Annotated in this window: 19 protein-coding genes; 13 read left to right on the forward strand and 6 right to left on the reverse strand. The window is 64.8% G+C overall.

What is annotated here, in order from left to right:
- The first annotated feature begins 178 nt into the window (after positions 1 to 178).
- The gene (locus JQ572_RS21340) at positions 179 to 3,058 is read left to right on the forward strand and encodes an ATP-binding protein (RefSeq protein ID WP_211384771.1); all 2,880 of its coding nucleotides are present in this window, start codon (positions 179 to 181) and stop codon (positions 3,056 to 3,058) included.
- 65 nt (positions 3,059 to 3,123) lie between these two features.
- On the opposite strand, the gene JQ572_RS21345 is transcribed toward JQ572_RS21340, so the two are convergent.
- The 4 genes from JQ572_RS21345 to JQ572_RS21360 form a co-directional block, all read right to left on the reverse strand.
- Complete coding sequence (locus tag JQ572_RS21345) at positions 3,124 to 4,080, reverse strand: alpha/beta fold hydrolase (protein ID WP_211384772.1); 957 nt, start codon at positions 4,078 to 4,080, stop codon at positions 3,124 to 3,126.
- Positions 4,081 to 4,200: 120 nt separating this feature from the next.
- Positions 4,201 to 4,902: a type 1 glutamine amidotransferase domain-containing protein gene (locus tag JQ572_RS21350; RefSeq protein WP_211384773.1), complete on the reverse strand. Its 702-nt coding sequence runs from the start codon at positions 4,900 to 4,902 to the stop codon at positions 4,201 to 4,203.
- Positions 4,903 to 5,090: 188 nt separating this feature from the next.
- Complete coding sequence (locus tag JQ572_RS21355) at positions 5,091 to 5,798, reverse strand: hypothetical protein (RefSeq protein WP_211384774.1); 708 nt, start codon at positions 5,796 to 5,798, stop codon at positions 5,091 to 5,093.
- 118 nt (positions 5,799 to 5,916) lie between these two features.
- On the reverse strand, positions 5,917 to 8,757 hold the full coding sequence (locus JQ572_RS21360) for an ATP-binding protein (protein ID WP_211384775.1): 2,841 nt from the start codon (positions 8,755 to 8,757) through the stop codon (positions 5,917 to 5,919).
- Positions 8,758 to 9,083: 326 nt separating this feature from the next.
- Here JQ572_RS21360 and JQ572_RS21365 point away from each other — a divergent pair, with 326 nt between their 5' ends.
- From JQ572_RS21365 to msrA, 7 genes are all read left to right on the forward strand, one after another.
- A complete protein-coding gene (locus JQ572_RS21365; protein ID WP_211384776.1) occupies positions 9,084 to 9,755 on the forward strand; it encodes a sensor histidine kinase in 672 nt (223 codons plus the stop codon).
- Positions 9,756 to 9,788: 33 nt separating this feature from the next.
- On the forward strand, positions 9,789 to 10,502 hold the full coding sequence (locus JQ572_RS21370; protein ID WP_211384777.1) for a VOC family protein: 714 nt from the start codon (positions 9,789 to 9,791) through the stop codon (positions 10,500 to 10,502).
- Between the two features lie 242 nt (positions 10,503 to 10,744).
- Positions 10,745 to 12,058, forward strand: a complete 1,314-nt coding sequence (locus tag JQ572_RS21375; RefSeq protein WP_211384778.1) for an epoxide hydrolase family protein — start codon at positions 10,745 to 10,747, stop codon at positions 12,056 to 12,058.
- Positions 12,059 to 12,120: 62 nt separating this feature from the next.
- Entirely contained in the window at positions 12,121 to 12,969 is an 849-nt protein-coding gene (locus tag JQ572_RS21380; RefSeq protein WP_211384779.1) for an enoyl-CoA hydratase/isomerase family protein, read from the forward strand.
- Between the two features lie 108 nt (positions 12,970 to 13,077).
- Entirely contained in the window at positions 13,078 to 13,500 is a 423-nt protein-coding gene (locus JQ572_RS21385; RefSeq protein WP_007601290.1) for an OsmC family protein, read from the forward strand.
- 20 nt (positions 13,501 to 13,520) lie between these two features.
- Positions 13,521 to 13,970 (forward strand): cupin domain-containing protein, encoded by a 450-nt coding sequence (locus JQ572_RS21390; protein ID WP_211384780.1) that lies wholly within the window; start codon positions 13,521 to 13,523, stop codon positions 13,968 to 13,970.
- Between the two features lie 37 nt (positions 13,971 to 14,007).
- Positions 14,008 to 14,523, forward strand: coding sequence for a peptide-methionine (S)-S-oxide reductase MsrA (gene msrA / locus JQ572_RS21395; RefSeq protein ID WP_211384781.1), 516 nt, complete (start codon positions 14,008 to 14,010; stop codon positions 14,521 to 14,523).
- A gap of 173 nt (positions 14,524 to 14,696) precedes the next feature.
- Here msrA and JQ572_RS21400 read toward each other — a convergent pair whose 3' ends face one another.
- Positions 14,697 to 15,665, reverse strand: coding sequence for a TetR/AcrR family transcriptional regulator (locus tag JQ572_RS21400; RefSeq protein ID WP_249129147.1), 969 nt, complete (start codon positions 15,663 to 15,665; stop codon positions 14,697 to 14,699).
- Here JQ572_RS21400 and JQ572_RS21405 point away from each other — a divergent pair.
- The 4 genes from JQ572_RS21405 (at position 15,645) to JQ572_RS21420 (ending at position 22,606) form a co-directional block, all read left to right on the forward strand.
- Positions 15,645 to 16,628: an HlyD family secretion protein gene (locus tag JQ572_RS21405; RefSeq protein ID WP_249129148.1), complete on the forward strand. Its 984-nt coding sequence runs from the start codon at positions 15,645 to 15,647 to the stop codon at positions 16,626 to 16,628. The two genes, JQ572_RS21400 and JQ572_RS21405, sit on opposite strands and share 21 nt — an antisense overlap.
- A complete protein-coding gene (locus JQ572_RS21410; RefSeq protein ID WP_211384784.1) occupies positions 16,625 to 18,121 on the forward strand; it encodes an MDR family MFS transporter in 1,497 nt (498 codons plus the stop codon). The genes JQ572_RS21405 and JQ572_RS21410 overlap by 4 nt, the downstream gene beginning before the upstream one ends.
- A gap of 92 nt (positions 18,122 to 18,213) precedes the next feature.
- Complete coding sequence (locus JQ572_RS21415) at positions 18,214 to 19,152, forward strand: aldo/keto reductase (RefSeq protein ID WP_211384785.1); 939 nt, start codon at positions 18,214 to 18,216, stop codon at positions 19,150 to 19,152.
- 604 nt (positions 19,153 to 19,756) lie between these two features.
- On the forward strand, positions 19,757 to 22,606 hold the full coding sequence (locus JQ572_RS21420; RefSeq protein WP_211384786.1) for an ATP-binding protein: 2,850 nt from the start codon (positions 19,757 to 19,759) through the stop codon (positions 22,604 to 22,606).
- A gap of 7 nt (positions 22,607 to 22,613) precedes the next feature.
- Here the strand turns inward: JQ572_RS21420 and JQ572_RS21425 are convergent, their stop codons facing one another.
- Entirely contained in the window at positions 22,614 to 25,454 is a 2,841-nt protein-coding gene (locus JQ572_RS21425; RefSeq protein WP_211384787.1) for an ATP-binding protein, read from the reverse strand.
- A gap of 297 nt (positions 25,455 to 25,751) precedes the next feature.
- Between JQ572_RS21425 and JQ572_RS21430 the strand changes: the two genes are divergently transcribed.
- Entirely contained in the window at positions 25,752 to 26,741 is a 990-nt protein-coding gene (locus JQ572_RS21430; RefSeq protein WP_211384788.1) for a Bug family tripartite tricarboxylate transporter substrate binding protein, read from the forward strand.
- Positions 26,742 to 26,746: the final 5 nt, after the last annotated feature.

A 26,746-nucleotide genomic window follows, 5' to 3' on the forward strand; every position in this document is an offset into this window, starting at 1 on the left:
TTTTTGCGCGTTTTATCAACTGTTTGCGCAGCCCGATCCGACTCGGGAGAGCGCGGGCTATCACGCGGCTATCCATGCAGCGGCGTGGGTTTCGTACGATGCCCTCGCTGGACCTCGCACCGGTGCCGGGTATAGTCGCGCCGCATTTCGATGGAGCGGCTGTCAAGATGAGTCAGAAGTGACCGAGCTCTCGGCAGGTCATGGCCCCCGTGGCAGCGGCGCCGCAACGATGCTCGATTTCGAGGCCGTCTCGTTCGGTCCATTTTCGCTTCGGTCGCGGCTGCTGGAGAAGGATGGCCTGCCGGTCAGGCTCGGCAGCCGCGCGATGGATATCTTGCGCCTGCTCGTCAGCCGCGCCGGCGAAGTGGTCCCGAAGGACGAGATTCTCGGCTATGCGTGGTCCGGACTCTCTGTCGAGGAGATCAGCCTTCGCGTCCATGTCGCGGAGCTGCGCAAGGTGCTGGGCGACGGAAAAAGTGGCGCCCGCTACATCACCACCATCCCTGGCCGGGGCTATTGCTTCGTCGCGCCCGTGCGGCGCGTCGAGCGCGCAGAGGTGTCTGCGTTGGCGTCGCGGGCACCTCAAAAGGCGGCGCCACCGCCGTCTCTGCCGCATCGACTGGACCGGATGGTCGGGCGGGAGGACGCCGTGGCCGAGTTGACGGCGCGCTTGCTCCGCGATCGCTTCGTCACGCTACGTGGGCCGGGCGGCATCGGCAAGACCACCGTCGCGACCGCGATCGCGCATGACATGTGCGATACCTTCGACGGCAACGTCCATTTTCTCGAATTCGGTCCCCTGAAGGACGCGGCGCTGGTTGCGAGCACGGTTGCCGCCGCATTGGGCCTCGTCGTTCACCACGATGATCCATCGGGCAGCATCGTCAATTTCCTGCGCGGGCGGCGGCTGCTTCTCGTTCTCGACAGCTGCGAGCACGTGATCGACGAGGTCGCGCGCCTTGCGGAAAACATCTACCGGGAGGCGCCCGGCATCGTCATTCTCGCCACCAGTCGCGAGTCGCTGCTGGTGGAAGGCGAGCAGATTTTCGAGCTCGTTTCGCTGCCCGGCCCCCCGCAGGGAACCCGCCTCAATGCCGGCGAGGTGCTGGCTTATCCCGCTGCGCGTCTGTTCGTCGATCGCGCGGTCGCCGCGGGGCATCGCGACGACATCACCGACGCCGATGCGGAGATCCTGTCCCGGATTTGCGGCAAGCTCGATGGCATCGCGCTCGCGATCGAGCTGGCTGCCGCACGCGTCGGTCTCTACGGGCTGCGCGAGATGGCGGATCTGCTCGACAGCCGGCTGCAGCTCGAATGGCGCGGGCGGCGAACGGCGCCGCCGCGGCAGCAGACCCTCAGTGCAACGCTCGATTGGAGCTTCGGCCTGATCGGCGAGAGCGAGCGGATCGTGTTCCAGCGGCTCGCCGTCTTCGCGGGCAACTTCACGTTGAAAGGCGCGATAGCGGTCGCGGCCGGGGAGGCGCCGGAAGAAGGCGTCGTCCACGCACTGGAGCAGCTCGTGGCCAAGTCGCTGGTGTCCGCGCTGCCGGACGGAGCGTCGCGGCGCTATCGCCTGCTGGATGCCACGCGCGCCTATGCCATGCAGAAGCTGGCGGATGGCGATCAGGCAAACGAGATCGCGCGCCGTCACGCGCTATATGTTCAACGCGCGCTCGAAGCAGGCATGAGGGATCATGGGGGCACCGATCATCCATCCCTTGTGCAGGAGCGCGTGAGCCTGCTCGCCGACGCTCGCGCGGCGCTGCAATGGAGTTATGCCAACGACGACGGCGCCGGCTTGCGCGTGCCGCTGGCGGCCGGCTGCACAAGGCTGTTCGTCGAGCTCAATCTGCTCAGCGAGGCCCGCATCTGGTCCGATCGCGCACTCGCAACGCTCGACAATGCCGACCGGGGCGGCAGATGGGAGCTCGAGCTCCAGTCCACGCTCGGTCACGCCCTCATGTTCACCGAGCGCAACAGCGAGCAGGCGGAAGCGGCGCTCCGGCGCGGGCTGGAGCTTGCGGAGGCGCTTTCCGATCACGCCAACACGTTCAGGCTGCTGTCGCGGCTCAACATGTTCTACCGCCGCACCGGTGGCTATCGGCATCTGGTGCCGACCGCGCTTCACGCCGAGCGGATTGCCCGCCTGATCGGCGACATCGCGGGGATTGCCGGCAGTAAGGCGCTGCTCGGCGTTTCCTATCACCTCGCCGGAGATCAAGTCGCGGCGGAGGCCCATCTCGACCAGGGCGTACGCGACGACGCTGCGCTACGCGGAACGCAACCCGGACATTTCGCCTATTCGCGCACGCCGCAAATTCCGCTCGCGCGCGTGCTGTGGCTGCGCGGCTTTCCCGATCGTGCGCTCGAATGCGTCCGGCCGCTTGTCGGCGCTTCAGCGCCGCGCGACGCGGTGATGCATTGTATCGCGCTGTGCTGGTCCGCCTCCGTGTTCGGGTGGGTTGGCGACTGGTCGTCCGTCGAGACCATGACCGGTCGCTTGTCGGCGCATGCGGGCATGCACGGACTCGTACCCTACGAAGCCGTCGCGACCGGCTTTCGAGCCCAGGCCATGATCGGCCGCGGCGAGGTCACCGGCGGCATCGACTTGTTGCGGAGCGCGCTTCCACGCCTGCATGCCGATCGCTACGAGCTCTATGCATCGGCGTTCGCCTCGGACCTGTGCCGGGGATTGGTCTCTTTGGGACGATTGACGGAAGGCGCCCAGGTCCTGCACGAAACCATCGACCGGGTCGTGCAGGAAGGCGGGGCCTTCGACATGCCCGAACTGCTCCGTCTGCGGGGAGAACTCGAGGCTCGTGGCGGCAATCTCGAGGCGGCCGAAGCAGATCTTGTCGCGTCGATCACCCTTGCCGAGCAGCAGGGCGCATTGTCCTGGCGGCTGCGGGCCGAGACGTCGCTGGCGCAGCTTCGTGTTCGGCAGGGTGTGCAGGCTCCGCTGGAACGGCTCGCCGAAACCTACGCCCGCTTCTCCGAAGGATTCGAGACCGCCGATCTCATTGCGGCGCGGCGCATGCTGAACGGGCCGGCGGCCTGAACACGTCGCAGCAACCGGCCGTCAAGGCCTCTCCTAAGGCCTGTCCTGGGCGCGTCCATCGGCGGTCATCTCTTCTGTCCGTCCAGCCGCGCCAGGAAGTCGCGGACGAGCGCGGCGATCTCGTCGGTGGCTTCATCCAGCGCGAAGTGGCCGGCTTCGAGGATGTGAATCTCGGCATCCGGCACGTCGTCGCGATAGGCCTCGGCGCCTGCGACGGTGAAGGACGGATCGTATTTGCCCCAGACCACCAGCGTCGGTGGCCGCGTCTTGCGCAGCCAGTCCTGCCATTTGGGATATGAGGCGACGTTGGTCCGGTAATCGAGGAACAGCGTGGTCTGGATCTCGGCCTGGCCGGGACGCGTCAGGAACGCGTATTCGTCGGTCCAGGTGTCGGGGTCGTAGCGTTCGGGGTGCGGGCTCGAGCCGAGATGCCGCTGACGGGTCGCTTCCAGGGACGTGAAGTTGGCCTTGAGCGCCTCGAGCTCGTGTGCGGGATCGGCCCAGTACTTCCTGCGCGCACTCCAGAGCGGACCCAGCCCCTGCTCGTGCGAAACCGCGTTCTGAACGATGATGGCGCTGATACGTTCGGGCTGCGCCAGGGCAATGCGGAAGCCGACAGGACCTCCGTAGTCCTGCATGAACAGGACGTAGCCGGCAAGTCCGAGCTTTGTCGTGAGCTCGCCGATCACGGCGGCGATGTTGTCGAACGTATAGGTGAAATCTGACGGCGGCGGCGCGCTGCTGTTGCCGAAGCCGGGATAGTCCGGAGCGATGACATGATATTTGTCGGCGAGCAGCGACAGCAGGGGCTCCCACATCCGCGACGACGAGGGAAAGCCGTGCAGCAGCAAAACGGCCGGGGCGTCGGTGGGGCCGGCCTCGCGGTAGAAGACCTTGAGGCCCTCGATCTCGACGGTGTGATAGCTGATCGAGCGTCGGCTCGACCGCAACTCTTGCGCCGACGCTGTCACGGTCGCGCCGACCATCGCGGCCGAGAGGACGAGTGCGGCTGGGATGTTCATGTCATCGCTCCGGTCCGGTATGTCGGGTGAAGATCTGTCGAAAGCGGGTCATGCGCTTGCGACTGCGATGTCGGGAGGCGCCGTCACGGGCCCCTCCCGAGATGTGGCCGCATCCCGGCTTTACGAAGCGCGCGCCAACGGTTTGCCCTTGAGGGCGGCGAGCAGCGCCTGCGCGGCCGGCCTGGACGAATGCGGGTTCTGTCCCGTGATCAGCAGGCCGTCGCTGACGACGTGGGGCGTCCAGTTGGCCTTCTTCGAGAAGGTGGCGCCGAGGCGCAGCATCTCGTCCTCGACCAGGAACGGCACCACCTTGGTGAGGCCGACGGCTTCCTCCTCGCCATTGGTGAAACCGGTCACTTCCCTGCCCCGCACCAGTGGCTTGCCGTCCGGCGTCTTGACGTGGCGCAGCGCCGCCGGGGAATGGCAAACGATCGCGACATGCTTGCCGGCGGCAAAGAACGACTCGATCAGCTTGACCGAGTCCGGGTCTTCGGCAAGGTCCCACATCGGGCCGTGGCCGCCGGGATAGAACAGCGTGTCGAAATCCTGCTGCCTGACGCTGTCGAGGCGAAGCGTCTTGTCGAGCTGTGCTTCCGCGGCGGCATCCGCTTCAAAGCGCAGCGTTAGGTCGGTGCGGAACTCGGGCTCGTTGCTCTTGGGGTCGAGCGGCGGACGGCCGCCCTTGGGCGAGACGAGCGTGATCTCCGCGCCCGAATCCTTGAACACGTAATAGGGGGCGGCCAGCTCCTCGAGCCAGAAGCCCGTCTTGCGCCCGGTGTTGCCGAGTTGATCGTGTGACGTGAGAACCATCAGTACTTTCATGACTGTTTCCCTTGAGTGTGTTCACTGAAATGATGCGTTCCAACCCGATGGAGATGGGCCGTCTGCGTCTCGTTCGAGCACGTCGTTCGATGCTCGCAAGCGCAATCTGCACTCGAGGCGCGCTGTTGGCTCGTTATGTATTGTTAGACGTTGAGAGCGGTGGTCCGTTGCCGGGCCTGCGCGCGCGGTTACTCGAACACGGCGTCGAATATCTCGACGTCCATCAGCACCGGCTTGGCGATCACGGTTCCGTCGGGCCGCAGCGTCTGCGCACGTCGAAGCGTCGGCACCACGATGCCGCCGAAGCTGTCATGGGCCCAGGAATAATTTGCGACCTTCATCCCGAACAGATCGTGATCCGTCCGCCGTTGCAGGGCGCTCTCGTCGAAGTAGAAGATCTGCTCGGGCGCGAGCGTGATCAAATGCGCGGGAAATTGCGCCCGCAGCCGCCGCCAGGTCTCGGCGCCCTCGCGCCATGGCGCCAGCTCCTCCGTGACGACATCGGGATGGGCAAGGAGGAATGGGCTGGTCAGGTAATTCCAGATTGCGACGCCGCAGAAGAAGACGAGGTGCAGTTCGTCCGCGAGCGCAGGCGAGCCGACCTCGGGAAATGCAAGGCTCGGGTTGCGCCAGGACCGCAGGACCTCGCCATCCAGGCTCTCGATCGTGATCGCATCGGGCTGGAAGGAGCCGGAGTGTTCGCCCCCGGTGATGCCTGTGAAGCGGACCGATTGTGTCTTGGTCGAGCCTTCCGCAGTCACATCCTTGAATTCCCTGGCATGTCCGGCGCTGGAGAACAGCGTTCCGCCGACGGACAGGTGGAGGGTGAACCGGTTCAAGCTGTTCCAGCGGGCCAAACCACCGCTGGCATCGATGACGTCGTCAAGAAGGGCCATGTCCCGCCATATCCACCGTGAAGTGCCACCACCATGGCGGGGTGTATGCGGCTTGGCGTGTTAGAAGTTGTTAGGAGTTGCGAGCGCGCAGCATGGTGGTATCTCCTTGAAGATACTCTCAATTCAGGCTGCCCAGGAGCTCCCTTGCGGCGACCAGATCGCAAGTCTGGAGGCCTTCCCTGTATCGCGCCACGAGTGGGGTGAGCAGGGCCCGCGCGTCGGCGGACTTGCCGGCCCGCTCCCAGATGCGGCCGAGACTGATCGCTCCGCGGAGCTCCCAGCCAAGCGCGCATTGCCGGCGTGACAGATCGAGCGATTTGCGGACGTAGTTCTCGGCTTCCGCTGAGTGACCCGACCGCGCAAGGATGTCGCCCTTAATCCTGAGCATCTCCGGCATGTCGAAGGACTCGCCGTTATCGGGAATCTGGGCGATGGCCTCATTGATCGTCTGCAAGGCCTCCTCGGCCTGGTTCTGGGCGGCGAGACCCTCCGCGAGCGCCGTCGCGAACACCGTCGTCATGATCCGGTGCCGGGTCGCGTACAGCGTGGCCTGGCTGCGGCGCAGGAGTTCGATGCCGGCGGCGACCTCGCCGCGGCGCAGCAGCAGCTCGCCCTTCTGGCCGATGCCGACCGCGTGATAGGGGCCGAGGAAGTGCCGGGCGGAGTGATCGATCAGGCGCTCGATCAGGCTTTCGGCATTGGCCCAGTCGCCGACCCAGAGGAACACGTAGATCGTCCAGATCAGGGAAATACCGAGCGTGAGCGGCTGCTCGAGCAGCTCGGCCTCGCGCACCGTGTATCTGGCCGCCTCGATCGCATGATCGGGCCTGCCGGTGAGCCAGAGCCCGCGCGCCAGCGCCACCAGCGCGACGATGCGGTCGTCATAACCGAGATGGCCGATATTGAGCCGCTGCGAGCCGGGATTATGCACCATCGCGCTCTCGCAGAACTGCACCGCCTTGTCCTGGTTGCCGATCAAATGATGCGCGACGCCCAGCATCCATTCCACGTTCAGCGTGCTGGCGGGATCGTTCAGCTTCCGCGCAACGCTTTCGCCCTGTTCGCCGGTCCCGAGCGCGCCGTGAAAATCTCCGACCCGGGTCAGGTAGATGTGCAATCCGCGCAGCAGCCAGAGCTGCCAGTGCAGATCCTCGAGCTCCCGGGCAAGCTGGAGGCTGCGCGTGAACGCCGAGTGGACCGCTTCGGTATTGCCCTGCGTGAACATCGCGGAGACGCCGAGCGCGGCTTGCAGCGTCATCTCCGTGCGGCTGTCGGCCGCGCTCGCATCGAGCAACGCCAGCGCCTGCTGGGTCCAGCGGGAGCATTCCGTCAGCAAGGTCAGCTCGAGGAAGAACTGGGCCGCCGCGGCCGCCAGATCCACGCCGATGGTCCGGTCGCCGCCGTCCGAAAAGCTGAAGGTCAGCGCGGCCCGGACATTGGGCAGATGATCGGCATAGGGAAGGAAGCCGCCCGCGCTCTGCATGCCAGTGGATTTCAGTGCGATGTCGCGCAGGAAATCGCGGAAATATTCGGCGTGGGCGCGCGCGACGCGGGGCGCTTCCCCGTTCTCGACGAGCTTGTCCGCGACGAAGGCGCGTGTCGTGTCGAGCAGGCGATAGCGCAGCCGCCGCTCCGCAGCCGAGGTCGCGATCAGCGATTTCGACAGCAGGTTCGAGATCGCCTCGACCGCTTCGGGCTCGCCGATGCCCTGGCAGGAGGCGACCGCAAGCGCGGCTTCCAGCGTGAATGGCCCGACGAACACCGACAATCCGCGCAGCGTTGCGCTCTCGGCTGCCGGCAGCAGATCGTAGCTCCAGGCGAGCGCCGCGCTGAGGGTCTGGTGCCGCGGGATCGCGGTGCGCCGCCCCCGCCACAGCAGCGAGAAGCGGCTGTCCAGCAGCGAGGCGGTTCCGGCTATGCCATAGGCGTTCACGCGCCCGGCCGCGAGCTCGATCGCGAGCGCGATGCCGTCCAGCCGCCGGCAGATCTCGGCGACGAGCGGCGCATCCTCTTCGCTGAGCTCGAATTCTCCGAGGCTTTCGGCAATGCGTTCCACGAAGAGCTGACTTGCGGGATAGGCAAGGATGTCGGCGAGGCCGAGCCCGTCGCGCTCCGGCGGGCAATCCAGCGGAAACAACCGATGGACGCGCTCCCCTTCCGAGCGGAAGGATTCGCGGCTGGTGGCCAGAATATGCAGCTCGCCCGCCTCCCGGACGATGCGCTCGGCCAGGGGGGCGAGGTCGTCGAGGATGTGCTCGCAACTGTCGAAGACCAGCAGCATCCGCCGGCTGCGCAGGTGCGTCAGCAGCCCCGGCATCGGGTCCTCGGAATTGACGGTCAGGCCGAGGGCGGCTGCGATCGTTCCGGTAACGAGCCGGGGCTCCGTCAGCGCGCCGAAATCGACGAAGCACACCTGGCCCTCGAAGGCCTGGAGCTCGGCGTGCGCGACGGCCAGTGCGACCGAGGTCTTGCCGATCCCGCCGGGGCCGACGATCGTGACGAAGCGATGCAGGGCAAGCTCGGCCGAAATCTTCTCGATCGCATCGTCCCGCCCGATCATCTTCGCGAGTGGCGAGGGCAGCGAGCGGGGCGAAGCTGCGGGCAGGCCGGACCGGTTCTCCGAAGCAGGCTGCAGCAGCGGAGCCGCGAAGCAATAGCCGCGCCCTGGGACGTTGACGACGTAGCGGGAGGCTTCCCCGGCATCGCCCAAGGCCTTGCGGAGCGTCGTGATGTGAAAGCGAAGGCTGCCTTCGTCGACGTTCACGTCGGCCCAGACGCGCTTGATCAACTCACGCTTGTCCACAACCTCGCCGGCGCGCTCGGCGAGAAAAACGAGGAGGTCGAGCGCACGACCGCCAAGGTGAACGGGAGCGCCGTCCTTCTCGAGCAGCCGCGACTTTGCGAACAGCCGGAACGGTCCGAAGGCAATGGCCGAATCCTGGTCGTTGGTGTCCGGCACGGGCTAGTGATTCCAGTGAAAAGGCTGGTGTCTGCGCTTTGATCTACCAGAACGAGGTCATCAGTAAACTGGCCGAAAGTGGCAAAATCGCGTGGCGATGACCGACCGCAGGCGGAATCTCAGCCGCAAATTTGCTTAAACGCGAACGGTTTACGACGCGACCGCGACAATTCGTCAGTGGGCCTGACCGTCGCGGCGGCAGTCGCCACTGCCAGATCGTGATGCCGCCGATCATAACAAAAACTTGCAACGTCTAACGGGCAAAACACGCGCGATGCATCCAGTATGGCTTCCGAGTTAGATCCTATTTCAACAGGGAGGCTATGATGTCCGCTATCGGGTCCATGCCGAACGGTAGCTCCGTTCGTGCTCAATTTGTCGCCAGCCTCGACGACCAGTCGCGTGATTGGGAACTCGTGCTGCGGGAGTCCCATCATCGCATGAAGAACACGCTGACGCTGCTCGGCGCGTCGGTCCGTCGCGACTTCACGCGGGCCGGCACCAGGGACGTGTCGCTTGCGGTGGATCGGTTCGAGCGGCGCATCGTCGCCTTCGGCAGGCTCTACCAACTCCTGTCTGACAATGACGACCATTCGGCGATCTCCGTTGCAGGCTTCTTCGAAAGCCTGTGCGCGGCGATTTCCGAGGCCGTGCTGGAGCCGTCGGGCATCCGCTGCGAAGCGGCCATCGAAGACGGCACGCTGCCGGCATGGCAATGCCATCGACTCGCATTGATGCTGACGGAGCTGGTGACGAATGCGGCAAAGCATGCCTTCCCGAACAGGAATGGTGCGCTGATCCGCATCGACATGGCCAAGCGTGACGGCGCCTGGTTCTGCACGGTGGCCGACAACGGGATCGGCGCGACCAAGCCGCTTCAGGGCACCGGCAGCCGGCTTCTCGAAGGACTCGCACGCGGCATTCGCGCGCAGCTGCACGGCGAGGCGGGAGAGGGCGGCACACGGGTGACCATCGTGATGCCGATCGAAGCCGCCTGAGGCTCGTTTCAAATCCAACTCAGGGAGTTCGACATGGCCACACTCGACATCGACCGTGATGCCGCGGTCAAATCTTCGGAGACGTCTGCAAGCAAGCCTTCGACGTCGCCTGGCGTTGATCTGAGGCTCGAGGTGGTCGTGATCCCCGTGTCCGACGTCGACCGCGCCAAGGCGTTCTACACCCGTCTCGGCTGGCGGCTCGACGCCGATTTTGCCTCGGACGACGACTGGCGTGTGATCCAGTTCACGCCGCCGGGCTCGGCCTGCTCGGTGATCTTCGGCAGCAACGTGACGGCGGCGGCGCCCGGGTCGGCGCGGGGCCTGTACCTGATCGTGTCCGATCTGGAGGCGGCCCGAAAGGATCTGCTCGACCGTGGCATCGAGGTCAGCGCTCCGTTCCACGGTGCCGGGGACGTTCATTCCGGATCGGACGAACCATATCTGTTCGGCCGCGCGCGAGTCGGCGGTGCTGACCCGAAGCGCGGCAGCTACAGCTCATTTGCCTCGTTCAGCGATCCCGACGGCAATGGCTGGCTGTTCCAGGAAGTCACCACGCGACTGCCGGGACGCATCGCGGGCGGCGGCACGACGTTCGCTTCGCAGGCCGAGCTGGCCGCGGCATTGCGCCGTGCGGCGGCGGCCCATGGCGAACACGAAAAGCGGACCGGCGGGCACGACGAGAACTGGGCCGATTGGTACGCCGACTACATCGTCCGTGAGCAGGCGGGCCAGCCTCTGCCATCCTGAGCTGGGCGGCACGAACGCTTCAACCGACGCAAGCCGACGCGGCGCGCGATGACCGAGGTCATCGCGCGCCGCGTTGCTTTTTGCCGATCGGCGATGTGCCCCGCCGGCTCGCAACGGCTAACGCAGTCTAACAATGCATAACGAGCCAATTGCAGTTGTCTGCGTCACTCTCTGCCCATGACGAGCCGACGCGTCGATTTCGAATTCGATCGGCGTCACCGATCAAGCAAGGGAGAGCCAACATGACCACGCAAGCACGAGCCGACATCCTCAACCCCGACCGCCGTCAATTGCTGACCCAGGCCGCGATGACGGCGGTTGCCGCCAGCGTATCGAGCCTGCTGCCGCTGCATCCGGCGAAGGCCGCTGCAAGCGGCGCCGTCCGCCCGTTCCACGTCAGCGTGCCGGAGGAGGATCTGCTCGATCTCCGTCGTCGCCTCGCAGCGACGCGCTGGCCGGATCGTGAGATCGTCGCCGATCAATCGCAGGGCGTGCAGCTGGCGACGGTGCAGCAGCTCGTGCGCCACTGGCAGAACGACTACGACTGGCGCAAGATCGAGGCGCGGCTGAATGCCTTGCCGCAATTCGTCACCGAGATCGACGGTGTCGACATCCACTTCATTCACGTCCGCTCTCGTCACGAGAACGCGCTGCCGATGATCGTCACGCATGGCTGGCCCGGCTCGATCATCGAGCAGATGAAGATCGTCGGCCCGCTCACCGATCCGACCGCGCACGGTGCAAAGGCGGCCGACGCCTTTGATCTCGTCATCCCCTCGCTGCCCGGCCACGGCTTCTCCGGCAAGCCAACGGCACTCGGCTGGGACCCCCAGCGCGTCGCGCGCGCCTGGATCGTGCTGATGAAGCGGCTCGGATACGGCCGCTACGTTGCGCAAGGCGGCGATTGGGGCAATGCCGTGACGGAGCAGATGGCGTTGATCGCGCCGCCGGAACTGCTCGGCATCCACACCAACATGCCTGCCACCGTTCCCGACGATATCGCCAAGGAGCTACAGCCCGGCGGGTCGCGGCCGGCTAATCTCTCGGCCGACGAACGCCATGCCTACGACCAGCTCGACGATTTCTACAAGCACGGACTGGGCTACGCGATCGAGATGTCGAACCGACCCCAGACACTCTATGGCCTCGTGGATTCGCCGGCAGGTCTCGCATCCTGGATGCTCGATCACGATGCGCGCAGCGCTGCCATGATCGCGCGGGTGTTCGACGGCAGGACGGAAGGGTTGTCGCGGGACGATGTGATCGACAACATCACGCTCTATTGGCTCACCAACACTGCAGTGTCGTCGGCGCGGCTCTACTGGGAGAACAAGCTGGTGTTCTTCGAGCCCAAGCACATCAAGATCCCGGTCGCCGTCAGCGTCTTCCCGGACGAGATCTACGCCGCGCCCCGCAGCTGGACCGAGAAGGCCTATCCGAAGCTGATGCACTACAACCGACTCGACAAGGGTGGACACTTCGCGGCCTGGGAGCAGCCCGCGCTGTTCGCTGCGGAAATGCGCACCGCGTTCCGCCCGCTGCGCCAGTCGATCTGAGAACGAGCGGGGACACGCAATCCCGCGCGTCCCTGACCGCCCCGACATCAGGAGTTACAATCATGAACCGTCCCGAACGCAATTTCACGACCGGAGACATTCGTCTGGAACGCCGTCTGCCGTCCTACTGGCGCGTCACCTTCGACATGCCGCCGGTTAACATCTTTGGCCCGAAGCATCTTCCGCTACTCGACGACATCGTCACGGCGGTCGAGACCGATCCGGAGGTGAAAGTCGTCGTGTTCGACAGCGCCGTCGAAGGCTTCTTCATCACGCATTACGACTTCCTCGCGCCGCTGGAGGATTCGCTTCGTATCCCGCCCGGACCGACCGGATTGCAGGCGCTGCCCGACGCGCTGGTTCGCCTCAGCCGCGCGCCGGTCGTTTCCATTGCGTCCATCCGGGGCCGCGCCACCGGCGTCGGCAGCGAGCTCGCGCTCGCCAGCGACATGCGCTTTGCCAGTCGCGAGAAGGCGATCCTGTCGCAATGGGAAGTTGGTGCGGGCCTGGTGCCCGGCGGCGGCCCGATGGCGCGGCTGCCGCGCCTGATGGGCCGCGGCCGCGCGCTCGAAGTGCTGCTCGGCGCCGACGACATCCACGGCGATCTCGCCGAGCGCTACGGCTATGTGAACCGGTCGTTGCCCGATACCGAGCTCGACGGCTTCGTCGAGGCGCTCGCGATGCGCATCGCGTCCTTCGACAAGGACGCCATCGCCGAGACCAAGCGTCTCGTCGACGTCGCGAGCCTGCCGCCGGATGTCGAGATCAAGCCGGAATGGGACGCGTTCCTGGCCGCGCTCGGCCGCCCCGCGAGCCAGACCCGCATCAAGGCGTTGATGGCACGTGGCTTCCACCGCGCCGGCGACGTGGAGAATCGCCTGGGTTTCCACGTCGGCCAGATTGGGGCCTGACGGAACCGCCGCGGCGCTTGGCCGGTTGGAATGGCGACAGGCGGTCGTGCCAATGTCGCTTTCCTCCGGTACGGACGCCGGTGCTGAAAATCAACAAGGAGAATTGAGATGATCCGCAAGGCAACAGCAGTCTGGAAGGGGACCGGTCGCGACGGCACCGGTCAGCTATCGAGCGAATCCGGCGTGCTCGCCGCAACGCCTTATTCGTTCAAGACCCGCTTCGAGAACGAGAAGGGCACCAATCCCGAGGAGTTGATCGCGGCGGCCCATGCCGGCTGCTTCACCATGGCGCTGGCGTTCGGCCTTCAGCTCGCCGGCTTCACGCCGGACGAACTCTCGACGGAGGCCGCCGTCACGCTGGAGCCGGAAGGCAAGGGCTTCAAGATCAGCAAGTCCGCGCTGACCCTGCGCGCCAAGGTGCCGAACCTCGATGACGCAGGCTTCGCCAGGATCGCCGGCGAGGCCGAGAAGAACTGTCCGGTGTCGAAGGTTCTCAACGCCGCGATCACGCTCGATGCCAAATTGACCTAGGCAACACAGGGAGCGGCGCCATGCTTCGTCAAGATCCGTCCCGTCAACATCAGCCGGACGAAGACAGGTTTCGGGCGATACTGCCCGAGGATATCGCATGGCTGCCGTTCCCGGCGTTTCCATCCGGGGCGCGGCTGGCCGCGATCGTCGGTCATCCCAATGAACCCGGACCCTACGTGGTCCGGGTGAAGGTGCCCGGCGGTACCAGACTGATGCCACACAAGCATCCGGAGGACCGCGTCTACACGGTCATGTCGGGTGTGTTCTATATCGGACTCGGCGAGCGTTTCGACGGCGACGATGTCAAGGCCTACCCGCCCGGTAGCGTGATCGTGCTGCCCGGCGAAACCTGGCATTTCCATTGGGCGAAGTCCGGTGAATATGTCACACAGGTCTACGCCATCGGCCCATTGGGCCTCGAATATCACGACGACGATGATGACCCGCGCCTCCATGCAGTTGCCAGGTAGAGCGCCGGGGATATCGGCTGAACGAATGGAGGATCAAATGACGACAGAGCGCGCGGTTCTGGCCGGAGGATGCTTCTGGGGCATGCAGGATCTGATCCGCAAGCAGCCCGGTGTGATTTCGACTCGCGTCGGCTACACCGGCGGAGAGGTCAAGAACGCGACCTATCGCCATCACGAGGGCCACGCCGAGGCGATCGAGATCATCTTCGACCCGGCGAAAACGAGCTACCGAACGATGCTGGAGTTCTTCTTCCAGATCCACGATCCCACCACGCTCAACCGTCAGGGCAACGACTGGGGTACGAGCTATCGCTCGGCGATCTTCACGACGAGCGACGAGCAGAAGCGGATCGCGGAAGACACGATCGCCGATGTCGAGACCTCGCAACTGTGGCCTGGTAAAGTAGTGACCGAGGTCACGCCCGCCGGCGAGTTCTGGGAGGCCGAGCCTGAGCACCAGGATTATCTCGAGCGCTATCCGGACGGCTACACCTGTCACTTCATCCGGCCCGGCTGGAAGCTGCCGCGTCGGGCGGCGGCGGCGGGAGGCTAGATCGCACCGTTACAAATTGCCGGGGAGAGCCCGGCTGGGTCCGGCTTGCGAACCGCTCGCGACGGCGGCCATTTGTTGACGAGGAATGCAAGTGTGCCGGTTGAAGTCATCTCATTGCGCGGAAGAATCGCTCCCGACCGTCACCGGCTCGCGAGCCGAGAACGCCTCGCTGCTCAGCGCACCTCTGTCCGGCAATCGCAGATCACGTCCACGGCCTTCCGGGCAAGCTCCCTCAACTCGGCGCGGCGAGCGCCGGCGCGGGCGCGAATGGCGATGGTATGCATCGTGGCTGAGGCGAGGATTGCAAGCGCAGCGGGATCCGCATCACGCTTCAGTTCGCCCTTGTCCTGGGCAAGGCGGAAGCGGGCCTCGAAATCGGCATCGATCGCGCGGAGTCCCGCCGCTACGCTGTTCCGGATTGCTGCATCCTCTGCCACTTCGGTCACCGCGGTTCCCACCACGAAGCAGCCGCGCGCGGTTCCCTTGCCGGAAAAATAGATCGACAGCGCAGCGTCATAGGCCAGCATCAAGGCTTCGTCCAAGGGAAGGTCCCCGGCGAGGGCCTCACGCGTTGCGGCAAGGCTCATCTCCCAATAGCGCGCGAGCGCTTCGAGATAGAGCGCGTGCTTGTTGCCGAACACGGCGTAGAGGCTCGGTGGACTCATGCCGGTCGCGGCGGCGACCTTGTCCAGTGATGTGCCGGAATAGCCGGTCCGCCAGAACGTCTCCGTGGCCCGCTTGAGGGCCGTCTCTGCATCGTAGGCGGGCGGCCGTCCGCGGCGCGCCGGGCCCGTTTCGCTCTTCTTCCGTGCCATATCGCCAAAATCCTGGTTGCGATGTTTCACACATATATTTGTATGGATCGTTATAAAAATCAATGGCCGCGCACCTTGATCGGCGCACCGGAGTACAATATTTGTAACGATCGTTAGTGAAAAGGATAAGACGAGGGCCTTACGATGCGCTTGAATTTTGCGCCAATCGCCGGCTGGTTGGGCGATCGCAGGAGCTTCCGCGGGAGCGAGGCTGCTGCGCCATTGTTCGGAGCGGACCTTGGCAGGCGGCTGCGCCGGCCCCTGATGCTCGCGCTGCCGACTGCGGCCGCCGTGTTCGGCGCCGTCATGTATCTGGCGCAGGAACAATATGTCTCGACCGACGACGCGTTCCTGCGTTCTGCCAAGGTGACCATCAACGCGCGGGTGTCAGGCCAGGCGGTCGAGATCGCCGTGCGCGATAACGAGCGCGTGCGACGGGGCCAGGTCCTGTTTAGAATCGACCCGGAGCCCTATCAGATTGCAGTCGATCAGGCCGAGGCGCGGCTCGGCAGTGCGCGGCTCCAGATCGCCTCCCTCAAGGCGACCTACCGCCAGCAGCAGGCGGAACTGCAATCGGCGAAGGAATCGGCTTCCTTCGACGAACGTGAGTTCGATCGCAAGAAGATGCTGGTCGCCTCCGACTTTACGCCGCGCGCGGTCTATGAACGGGCCGAGACCGATCTCAAGGTCGCCCGCCATCGCATGGCATCGATCGAGCAGCAGATCGCCAACACGGTCGTCGCGCTTAACGGCGATCCCGATATCGATGCCGATCGTCATCCGACAGTTCGCGCGGCAAGAGCCCAGCTTGACCGTGCGCGGCTCGATCTCTCCTACGCCACGGTGATTGCGCCCGACGACGGTATCGTGACGAAGGTCGACGACTTGCAGATCGGCGGCTTCGTCAACGCGGGGGCGCCGACGTTCTCGCTGATGTCGAGCCGGAACATCTGGATCGAGGCGAATTTTCGCGAGACCGGCTTGACCCACATGCGTCCGGGCCAGGAGGCGACGATCGACGTCGACGCCTATCCGGATCGCAAGTTCAGGGCGCATATCGTCAGTATGAGCCCCGGCACCGGCTCGGACTTCTCGATCCTGCCGCCCGAGAATGCGACCGGAAACTGGGTCAAGGTCGTCCAGCGGCTGCCGGTGCGCCTCGAGCTCGACGATCTCGATCCGACGCGGCCGCTGTTCTCGGGCATCAGCGTGACGGCGCGGGTCGACACCCGCCATCGCCGAAGCTGGCCGCATTTGCTCCAAGGCGCGCTTGCGACGGAGGTCAAATGAGTACGCCCCTCCCATCGACCGCGGCGACCGGCGGTCACCACGCGATCTCCGCGGCGGCGCTCATGGCGACCTACATGCAGGCCGTCAACATCTCGATACCGAACGCGGCGTTGCCGCATATTCAGGCGACGCTCTCGATGGCGAACGACGAGGTCGGCTGGGTGTTCTCCTCGTATATCGCGGCAAGTGCCGTGACCATGTCGGTCACGCAGTGGCTCGCGGGGCGCTATGGCCGCAAGGCGGTCTATCAGGCTGCCCTCGCCATCTTCACGCTCGGTCTTGTCCTCGACACGCTGGCAACGACGTCGATCCAGTTCGTGCTGGCGCGGATCCTCCAGGGCGCGGCGAGCGGGCCGCTCGCGACGCTCTCCTTGGCGATCCTGCTCGAGGTGACGCCACCGGCGCGGCACGCGCGGATGGGCCTGGTGTCCACCGTCTGCTCCCTGCTCGGCATCAGCACCGGCCCCGCCATTGGCGGCTGGCTCAGTGAATATTACGGCTGGCCGTCGATCTTCCATTTCAGCCTGCCGATGACGGCCTTCATCTTCCTGACGATGGCCTTGCTGCTGAGCGAGAAGCGGGTCGAGCGAAGCCAGCCCTTCGACTTCTTTGGCCTCACGACCTTCTCCGTCGGCATGATCGGACTACAGATGCTGCTGGACCGCGGCGAGCGCCTCGAATGGTTCGCATCGACGGAGATATGGGGCGAAGCGATCGCCTCGGTGCTGGGTTTCTATCTCTTCATCGTGCACGTTCTGACGAAGAAGGAACATTTTCTCCGCACGGCGCTATTCAGGGATCGCAATCTCGTCCTCTCGACGGTGATCTCCTTCGCGCTTGGCTTCGTCCTGCTGCCGACATTGGCGTTGACGTCCCCGATGCTGGAGGAGTTGCTCAATTACCCCGTCGACACCACCGGCTACATGACCATTCCGCGCGGCGTGGCGCTGATGGGCGCGCTGGTGCTGACGAGCCTGGTTCCGGGACAGGTCGACTACAGGCCGTTCCTCATGGGTGGAATGACGTTGGTGATCTATGCCAATTGGCTGATGCTCGGCTACTCGCCCGCGATGGATTGGCGGCCGGTCGTCGAAGCCGGTTTCCTCCAGGGCGCAGGTCTCGGCATGTTGTTGCCGGCGCTCGCGAGGGCTGCGTTCGGCACGCTCGATCCGAAGCTCCGGCCGGAGGGCAGCGCGATGATCAACCTGTCGCGCCTCTATGGCAGCACCATCGGCATCGCGGTGGTCCAGCTCTTCTTCTATGCCAACACCCAGGCCGTGCACATAGCGCTTGCCAAACACCTCACGCCTTTCCGTGTCGCGGCGAACGTTGCGGGCCCGATCGGGAAGCCGGCCCTTGTCGCGCTCAACGGAATGGTCACGCGTCAGGCGGCAACGGTCGCGGTCATCGATCAGTTCGAGATCCTGATGTTCGCCATGCTCGTCGTGATCCCGCTCGTATTCTTTCTCCGTAAGCCGCGTCCCGCCGGTTAACGCCGGGGAGTCGTGAATGACATCGCATCGGCAATTTCGATCACTTCGTGCCCCGCTGGTGCCGGGGACGCAGACAAGCAAAGGAGCCTACCATGACGATCTCCGATTCACTTCGCTACACAAAGATTCCCACACGTGGGTCCGGCACGATTCCCGCGGTGGGATTTGGCACGCTCATTCCGGATCCGCTCGTGACCAGGCAGGCCACCAGGGCCGCATTGGAGGCCGGATTTCGACATCTCGATTGTGCCGAGCGCTATCGCAACGAAGCGGCCGTCGGCGATGCGATACAGGACGCGTTCAGGGCGGGCACGCTTCGGCGCCAGGACCTGTTCGTGACGACGAAGCTATGGAACACCAATCATCGGCCGGAGCGGATCAAGCCTGCCTTCGACGCCAGCCGCCGGCGGCTGCAACTCGACGATATCGACTGCTACATCATCCATACGCCCTTCGCCTTTCAGCCCGGTGACGAGCAGGATCCGAGGGACGCGAGCGGCCGCGTCATCTATGATTCAGGCGTAACGTTGGCGGAGACATGGCACGCGCTGGAGCGCCTCGTCGACGAGGGGCACTGCAAGTCGATCGGCCTGTCGGACATTACCCTGGAGAAGCTGCGCGAGATCGTTGCCGTCGCGCGGATCAGGCCGGCCATGGTGCAGGTCGAATCGCATCCGTATCTCCCCGAATGGGAGCTGCTCGAGTTCTGCCGCGAGCATGGAATTGTCCTGCAGGCGTTTGCGGCGCTGGGACACGCCATGGAGCCAAACCTTTTGGCCGACCCGGTGATTACCGCCATCGCGGAGCGCATGCACAAGACGCCGGCCCAGGTTGCCCTGGCATGGGCTGTCCAGCGCGGCACGGCTTTCCTGACGACCTCGACCAATCCCAGGCGCATCCAGGAGAATTTCGATATCTCGACGTTGCCTGAAGACGCTATGCGCCAGATGCGGGACAGGATCACGACGAATGTCCGGTTCAACGCGGTGGTCGAGACCGGCGTGCCCGGATTTATTCCCCGGGCTACTTGAATTGAGCCGAGCAACCGCGACCCCGCGCTCGGGGTCGCTATTCCGGCCCTGGCACCGGAAAGTTTCACGACTTTCCTCCATTTCCCGGTTTCATCTGCGATGAGCTTGCCGAAGTCGCCCGGCGATCCCGCAAGAATCGTTCCGCCCATGTTCGTGGCCTGAGTCCTCAGATCCGGCTCCGCCATCGCGGCATTGATCTCCCGATTGTCGGTCGCGCCGGATAGTCCAGCGTTCGGGCGATGCGGGGCAGGATTGGAAGGATGGTCGCAGCGGCGGCAAAGTGAAGAAATCTCCGTCGTGGCTGTCTCGTGACGCGCCCAGATAATCGTCGCCGGCGGCAGAAACTGTGACTGTTTTTTCGGAGGGATCGGAAGGGACTGATGGACCTTACCCATGGCGAGATCGCCTTTCGCGTCGCTTCACATCAACCGTGAGATGTGCCATTTCAACTCAAGCTTGCGTGAGGTCGCGAATATGGTCGCAAGCGAGAGCTTCGCGCCGGTTGGTTGCTGGCCCGAACGACGGTCTGCTATCCTGGGCGGTCTGGATTTGGGCCGAGAGAAACGGATCGGCCTCGCGCGCACTGAATAAGAACACGGGGCCGATGAAGACGCCGGTGGTGCTACGCAACGAGATACTGTCGTTCGGCCCGTTTCGCGTCACAGCAAGCGAAAGGTTGCTGACGAAGGACGGCGTCGCTGTGGAGCTTGGTGCCCGGGCGTTCGATATTTTGATCGCGCTGCTGTCGCGCCCGGCCGAAATCATCAGCAAGCACGATCTGATGGCGCGAGTCTGGCCGGGCGTCACCGTCGAAGAGGTCAGCCTGCGATTTCACGTCGCCAGCCTGCGCAAGGCTCTCGGTGACGGCAAGGACGGTGTCCGCTACATCACGACGTCGGCGGGACTGGGCTATGGCTTCGTCGCGCCGGTGTTGCGATCGGTCGAGCAGACGCCCCTGCTCAAAGCGTCCGAGCCCGGCTTTCAGCATGCCAACCTGCCGGTCCGCCTGTCTCGGATGATTGATCGGGAGGAGGACCTTGAAAGCCTTTCGGTGTTGGTCGACCGGGAGCGCTTCGTCACCATCGTTGGCTCCGGCGGTGTCGGCAAGACGACCGTCGCGGTCGTGGTCGGGCATCAGTTGATTGATCGCTTCACCGGCGCGGTACTCTTCGTCGATCTCAGCATGCTCAACGATTCCGATCTGGTGGCAACGGTCATCGCTTCGCTGCTTGGACTGTCCGTGCAGTCCCATGACGCAACGTCCAGCCTGGTCGCATATCTGCGCGACAAGCGGATCCTGCTGATACTCGACACCTGCGAGCATCTGATCGAAGCCGTGGCCGTACTTGCTTCACTGATCTTCGCATCCGCGCCGCAGATCCACATCCTGGCAACCAGCCGCGAGACACTTCAGGCCCAGGGCGAACACGTTTACCGGCTCGAGCCGCTCGCGTGTCCACCAGACGGCGAACTCTCTGCGGATGTCGTCAAGACTTTTCCGGCTACGCAATTGTTCCTCGATCGCGCGCTGGCGAGCGGCGCGCAGCTCGATTTCAGCGATGCGGAAGCGGCGACCGTCGCTGAGATGTGCCGCAAGCTCGACGGCGTCGCTCTGGCGATCGAGCTCACGGCACGGCGTATCGAGGCCTATGGCGTGCATCAGACGGCGGCACTGCTCGATCAGCGCCTGACGCTCTCATGGAGCGGGTTGCGCGGTGCACCGGCGCGGCAGAAGACCCTCCAGGCGACGCTGGATTGGAGCTATAGATTACTGTCCGAAGTCGAGCGGGTCGTGCTGCGTAGACTCGCCGTTTTTGTCGGAAGCTTCACGATCGACGCGGCACTTTGGGTTGCCGCGACCGCGACCGTAGATCGTTCGCTTGTTCTTGGTGCCATCGACGGGCTGGTCGCGAAGTCCATGATCGCGGTTCGCCCTGCCGGAACGCTGATGCGGTATCAGCTTCTGGACACGACGCGGGCCTATGCCCGGCAGAATAACCTCGAAGCTGCCGATTTCGCCGATCTTCACTCTCGCCACGCCAACTACTACCGGCAATGGCTGGAGACGATAGGGCTCAAATGGCCGATCCTTGCTACGGCCGCGGAGCGCGCGCCCCACTTCATTGCGCTCAACAACGTTCGTGCGGGCCTGGAATGGTGTTTTGGCGCCGGCGGCGATGCTGATCTTGGCGTGAGGCTTGCGGCCGCTGCCGCGCCGGTGTTCTGGGCAATGTCGCTGCTTCCCGAATGCCATCGTTGGTCGCTCCGTGCCATCCAGGCCCTTGACGAAACGAGCAGAGGAAGCCGCGAGGAAATGCATCTTCAGGCGGGCCTTGCGACCTCGTTCATGAACGTCAACGGGAAAACCGACGACGCGAAAGAGGCCTTTCATAGGAGCCTCGCTATCGCCGAGGAACTCGGCGATAGCCTTGCGCAAATGGGACTGCTTGGAATATTGCACGTGCTTCACGTGCGCGGCGGAGATTTCAAGACCGCATTTCAATATGCGCAGCAGGCGTCCGTCGTCGCCGCCGGGATCGACGACGCGACGGCAAAGGCGTTTGCCCACAGTTTGCTGGGGAGAGCATTTCTCTTCGAGGGCGATGTCGCCAATGCACGTCTCGAGTTGGAGGCGGCGGTGAGGCATCAGCCAAATCCTGAACAAATCAGTCCGATCTATCTGGCGGCCGATCGGCACTACCGGCCGGGCATTCAGCTCGCGAGAACGCTTTGGTTGCAGGGCTATCCGGCCCAGTCGGTGGAGCGGGTGCACAATACGCTCAAGGAGGTGACCGATCATCCGGTCGCACTGACAGGCGCCTTGACGTTTGCAATCGGGGTATTCTTCTGGACCGGCGACCTCGCGAGTGCCGAAGCGCATATCGACTGGTTCCTGGCCCATGCCGAAGCTCATTCGCTCGGCCCCAATGCTGCGGTTGGACGGGGCTTGCGAGCACAATTGGCCATTTACCAGGGTGATGCAGAAACGGGGGTCGAAACGTTGCGTGGCTCCATGGCGAGAGTCCACGCCGCCCGTCACGGCCTCCTGGTCACGGAGTTCAACATTTCGCTGGCCCGCGGCCTGATGGCCATCGGTCAGTTCCCGGAAGCGATGACGTTGATCCAGCAGGCGATCGATCGGGTCGACGCCGCCGGCGACACGTTTTCCAAGCCGGAGCTGTTGCGATTGAGCGGGCGCGTGCATCTTTCGAAGCCGGAGGCCGATGCTGCCGCTGCGGAATCCTGCCTGCTGCAATCACTTGAGTTGAGCCGGCGCCAGGGCACCTTGGCGTGGGAGTTGCGGACCGCCATTGACCTCGCCGAATTGTTCGCCAGCCAAGGGCAACCGCAGCGTGGCCGAATGCTCCTTGAACCCGTGTTCCTGCGCTTCACCGAGGGGTTCGAGACAGCCGATCTCGCGGCCGCCGAGCGGCTGCTGGCGGGGTTGCGCTGACGCGGCGTCAGGCTCGCATCTGCGCGATCAGGCCGCGGGCAACGCGCATGTCGGCGATGTCTGCGCCCTCGGCAAACGCCGCGCAGACATCGTCGAGAACCGCGAGAGCCTCTGCATTCTGGCCAGTCGCCATCATGTAGCGCGCGAGGCTGATCGCACAGCGCAGCTCCCAGAATCGTGCGCCCTGCTGGACGGAAATGTCCATGGCCTCTCGAAAGCGCGCCTCGGCATCCCCAGAATGCCGTGCGCTCCTGAGCATCAACTCACCCTTGATGCGGATCAGCTCCGGCAGATACCAGAGCTCCTGCCGGTCGTTGCAGCGGGTCAGGCCGTCCTCGATCACGTCGAGGCCGCGGTCGACCTGGTCGGTCTCCAGAAAGCACGCCGCGAGCTCGCCGAGCAAAGGAAGAAAGCGCGGCAGGAAGCGCGCATCGCCGGCACGATTGAGCTCCTCGCGCAGCAGCGGCAGGCCGGTCGCGACGTCGCCGCGCTTTACGATGACCGCGGCGTTGAAGGCCCGCGCCCACAAGCCCCATAGCCGGATGGCGTGGCGCTCGGTGTGTTCGAGCAGCTCGGTGCCGTGGCGCTCGGCGGCATCGAAATCGCCGGACCAGAAGGCGATTGGGCAGGTGGCTTGGCCCAATACGCTGCAGAAGGTCAGGGCATGGCCATTGGCGCGACCTTCCTCGATGTTCCTGGCGGCGAGCGCCTGGGCCTGATCGGCGAAGCCCTGGAGCCACAGGATGCGGGCGCGGAAATATTGCGTGGATAGTCGCAGGTCGAGCGGAAAGATCTTCGGTTTCTCCGCCAGCACATGCAGCGACGCATTGACCCGGTCGATGCGCAGCCGTGCCTCGTTCTGGTCCCCGAGATAGTGCAGCGCGACGGCCGTCAACCGGTCGCCCAGCATGGGATCGGTCTTGTCGGGCGAGTTCGCCGCTGCATTCGCGAAGCGATCGGCGAGCGCGCGGGCCTTGCCGAACTGTCCGTTGTTGAACTGGTCGATGCACAGGCCCCAGAGCGCGCGCAGCCGGAAATCCTTGTCGTCGAGCCTGTCAGCCAGCTCGAGGGTCGTCTCGAGGATCGGCCGCGCCTCGCGCGCGCGGCCCTCGCCATACATCAGCGACCAGCCGAGCGCCGACAGCAGCTGCATGCGGATACGGTCGTGGTCGCCGTTGTCGCCGAGCGCGGCGAGCGCCGTTCTGGTGCGCTCGCGACATTCGGCGAACAGCGAAAGGCGCACCCACAGCGTGACCGCGGCCGCCGTCAGCGCGATGCCGAGCGTCGCATCGCCCTCGGGTCCGAAGGCCCAGTTCAACGCCGCGCGTGCATTGTCCAGCTCGGCGCCATAGATGCTCAGCCATTCCGGGAGCGGCGTCGACGTGTCGGCCTCCGCGCGCGCGAAAAAATCGCGAAAATGCTCGGCGTGGCGGCGCGCGAACTGACTGGTTTCGCCGAGTTCGCTGAGCTTCCCGTGCGCATAGGTGCGCGTGGTGTCGAGCAGACGATAGCGCAGCGTCCGTACGCCGGACGGCGAGATCAGCGACTTGGTGACGAGGCTGTCGATCGCTTCGAGAGTCTCGGATGCGTTGAAGCCGTCACCGGAGGCGACCGCGGCAGCCGCCTCCGGCGCGAAAGGCCCGGCGAAGACCGACAGGCGTCTCAAGGTGGCGCTCTCCGCGGCAGGCAGCAGATCGTAGCTCCAGTCGAGGGCCGCGGCGAGGGTCTGGTGCCGCGGCACGGCGGTGCGCCGCCCCCGCCACTGCAGCGAAAAGCGGCTGTCGAGCAGCGATGCGGTGCCGGCGATGCCGTAGGCATTGACGCGGCCTGCCGCGAGCTCGATCGCCAGCGCGATGCCGTCGAGGCGCCGGCAGATGCTGGCGACGAGCGGCGCCTCTTCCGCGCTGAGCTGGAACGGGCCCGAGCTCTGCGCGATGCGCTCCACGAAGAGCTGAGCCGCGGGGTAGGCAAGGACCGCGGCGGCATCGAGCCCTTCGCGCTCGGGCGGACAATCCAGCGGGAACAGCCGGAATATCCGCTCGCCTTCGCTGCGGAAACTCTCGCGGCTGGTCGCGAGAACACGAAGCTGCGGCGCCTCGCGAACGATGCTCTCGACGAGCGGCGCCAGATTATCCAGCACATGTTCGCAACCGTCGAAGATCAGCAGGGCCGGGCCGGTCTTCAGAAATGTCAGCACGGCCGGCGTCGGATCCTCCGCGCTGATGGTCAGTCCGAGCGCCGAAGCAATGGTGGTCGCGATGTGGCTGGCATCCCGCAGCGGACCGAAGTCGACGAAGAAGACGCGTCCGCCGAAATCCTGGGAACGGCGATGACCGACCGTGACGGCGACCGCGGTCTTGCCGATGCCGCCCGGGCCGACGACGGTCATGAAGCGATGCAGCGAAAGCCCGCTCGATATCTTCTCGACGATCTCCTCCCGTCCGACCATCTTCGAGAGCGGCGCGGGAAGCGAGCGGGGGGGTATGATCTCGGCGAGAGGCTGGGCGGCGGGCGGGGCCGGTTGAGCGAACGAGGCGACGAAGCAATAGCCGCGGCCGGGCACGTTGACGACATAACGGGCCGACTTGCCGGTATCCCCGAGCGCCTTGCGCAGCACCGCGACATGGAAGCGGAGGCTGCCTTCGTCGACATTGACGTCGGCCCAGATGCGCTTGACCAGCTCTCTCTTGTCGACGACTTCACCGGGGCGCTCGGCCAGGAAGATGAGAATATCGAGTGCACGGCCGCCGACATGAAGCGGCGAGCCCTCCTTCTCCAAGAGCCGGGACTTCGGAAACAGTCGAAATGGCCCAAAGGAAATGGCCGAGTCTTCGGTACGATCTGGCACGCGCCATTGCCCCCGCAACGGGAGTCAAAAGGTATTACTTTCTGGTCTATCAGAACGAGGCGTACAGTAAACTGGCCGAAAGCAGTGGGCAGGGCTGACAGCTCTGCGCAGACGGCTTGGGTCCGTGGGCCTCGGGAATATTGCTTTAAAAGGAATGGCTTAGGTCGGCATGACCGTGTCCATGGCGGCGGGAGCTAGTCCGGACGGAGCATTGACGGCGGTGGAAGATTGCTGCGATGGGATGGCTTGGGAGCCGGTCCCGCCTCGACAGTGACCACCGACTTCCGGAATTCGACCATGCCGTCCTTTTCACGCCGACACTTCGTCCATGCGTTATCGGGCGCAGCGGCCCTTGCCGCCATTCCGCGCAGCGGACAGGCCGCCGATTATCCCTCCCGCCCCATTCGCCTCGTGCATCCGTACGGAGCCGGCGGAGCGGGGGACCAGATCGGGCGTCCCTGGGTCGACAAGATGTCATCGCTGCTCGGGCCGACCTTCATCGACTATATCGGCGGTGCAGGCGGCGCGATCGGGACCGCCGCCGTCGCGCGCGAGGAGCCCGACGGCTATTCGCTGCTGCTCGGCAACGGCAGCACGCAGGTCATCATTCCCCTGACCTCGGCAAATCCCGGCTATTCCGTTGACGATTTCCGCGCGATCTACCGCCTGATCAGCAGTGCGTTGGTTTTCGCCGTTCATCCGTCGCTGCCCGCCGCAAACCTGCGCGAACTGATCGCCTACGCAAAGGCCAATCCGGGAAAGCTGTCCTATGGGACGCCCGGCATCGCCACCGGAAACCATCTGGTCGGAGAATCCTTCAAACAGCAGGCTGGCGCACTGGACATTGTCCATGTGCCTTATCGGGGGATGTCGCAGGCGGCCAACGACCTCGTCAGTGGTCAGATCTCGCTCATCATTGGCGTGATGTCCGTCCAGTTGAAGGAGCTGAGCGAGGCCGGGAAGGTCAGGCTGCTGGCGGTCACCACGGAAAAGCGTTTGAGCGGCGCGCCGGAGATTCCGACCGCCGTCGAATCCGGCATGCCGGATCTTCGCTATGAGGGATGGTTCGGCATCTTTGCACCCAGGCGCACCGACGATGCCATCATCGGCCGGATCGCGCAGGCAACGCGACTGGCCATGTCCGATCCCGCACTGCTCGCGAGCTACCGCGCCCAGGGCCTGGAGCCGGACAGCGATTCAAGCCCGGACAAATTCCAGCGCATCGTCGAGGCGACGACGGCAAGCCTGGCGCCGGTGATCAAATCGATCGGGCTGCGCAAATTGTGAGGTCG

Source organism: Bradyrhizobium sp. SZCCT0153 (assembly GCF_018129995.1).
Lineage (GTDB): Bacteria > Pseudomonadota > Alphaproteobacteria > Rhizobiales > Xanthobacteraceae > Bradyrhizobium > Bradyrhizobium japonicum_G.

What these genes read in the sequence shown, in the direction of transcription:
- JQ572_RS21415 (WP_211384785.1), top strand. Translation starts at nt 18,214, where the DNA reads ATGACGATCTCCGATTCACTTCGCTACACAAAGATTCCCACACGTGGG.
- JQ572_RS21380 (WP_211384779.1), top strand. Translation starts at nt 12,121, where the DNA reads ATGAACCGTCCCGAACGCAATTTCACGACCGGAGACATTCGTCTGGAA.
- msrA (WP_211384781.1), top strand. Translation starts at nt 14,008, where the DNA reads ATGACGACAGAGCGCGCGGTTCTGGCCGGAGGATGCTTCTGGGGCATG.
- JQ572_RS21405 (WP_249129148.1), top strand. Translation starts at nt 15,645, where the DNA reads ATGTATCTGGCGCAGGAACAATATGTCTCGACCGACGACGCGTTCCTG.
- JQ572_RS21365 (WP_211384776.1), top strand. Translation starts at nt 9,084, where the DNA reads ATGTCCGCTATCGGGTCCATGCCGAACGGTAGCTCCGTTCGTGCTCAA.
- JQ572_RS21385 (WP_007601290.1), top strand. Translation starts at nt 13,078, where the DNA reads ATGATCCGCAAGGCAACAGCAGTCTGGAAGGGGACCGGTCGCGACGGC.
- JQ572_RS21355 (WP_211384774.1), bottom strand. Translation starts at nt 5,798, where the DNA reads ATGGCCCTTCTTGACGACGTCATCGATGCCAGCGGTGGTTTGGCCCGC.
- JQ572_RS21390 (WP_211384780.1), top strand. Translation starts at nt 13,521, where the DNA reads ATGCTTCGTCAAGATCCGTCCCGTCAACATCAGCCGGACGAAGACAGG.
- JQ572_RS21345 (WP_211384772.1), bottom strand. Translation starts at nt 4,080, where the DNA reads ATGAACATCCCAGCCGCACTCGTCCTCTCGGCCGCGATGGTCGGCGCG.
- JQ572_RS21410 (WP_211384784.1), top strand. Translation starts at nt 16,625, where the DNA reads ATGAGTACGCCCCTCCCATCGACCGCGGCGACCGGCGGTCACCACGCG.
- JQ572_RS21420 (WP_211384786.1), top strand. Translation starts at nt 19,757, where the DNA reads ATGAAGACGCCGGTGGTGCTACGCAACGAGATACTGTCGTTCGGCCCG.
- JQ572_RS21370 (WP_211384777.1), top strand. Translation starts at nt 9,789, where the DNA reads ATGGCCACACTCGACATCGACCGTGATGCCGCGGTCAAATCTTCGGAG.
- JQ572_RS21350 (WP_211384773.1), bottom strand. Translation starts at nt 4,902, where the DNA reads ATGAAAGTACTGATGGTTCTCACGTCACACGATCAACTCGGCAACACC.
- JQ572_RS21430 (WP_211384788.1), top strand. Translation starts at nt 25,752, where the DNA reads ATGCCGTCCTTTTCACGCCGACACTTCGTCCATGCGTTATCGGGCGCA.
- JQ572_RS21375 (WP_211384778.1), top strand. Translation starts at nt 10,745, where the DNA reads ATGACCACGCAAGCACGAGCCGACATCCTCAACCCCGACCGCCGTCAA.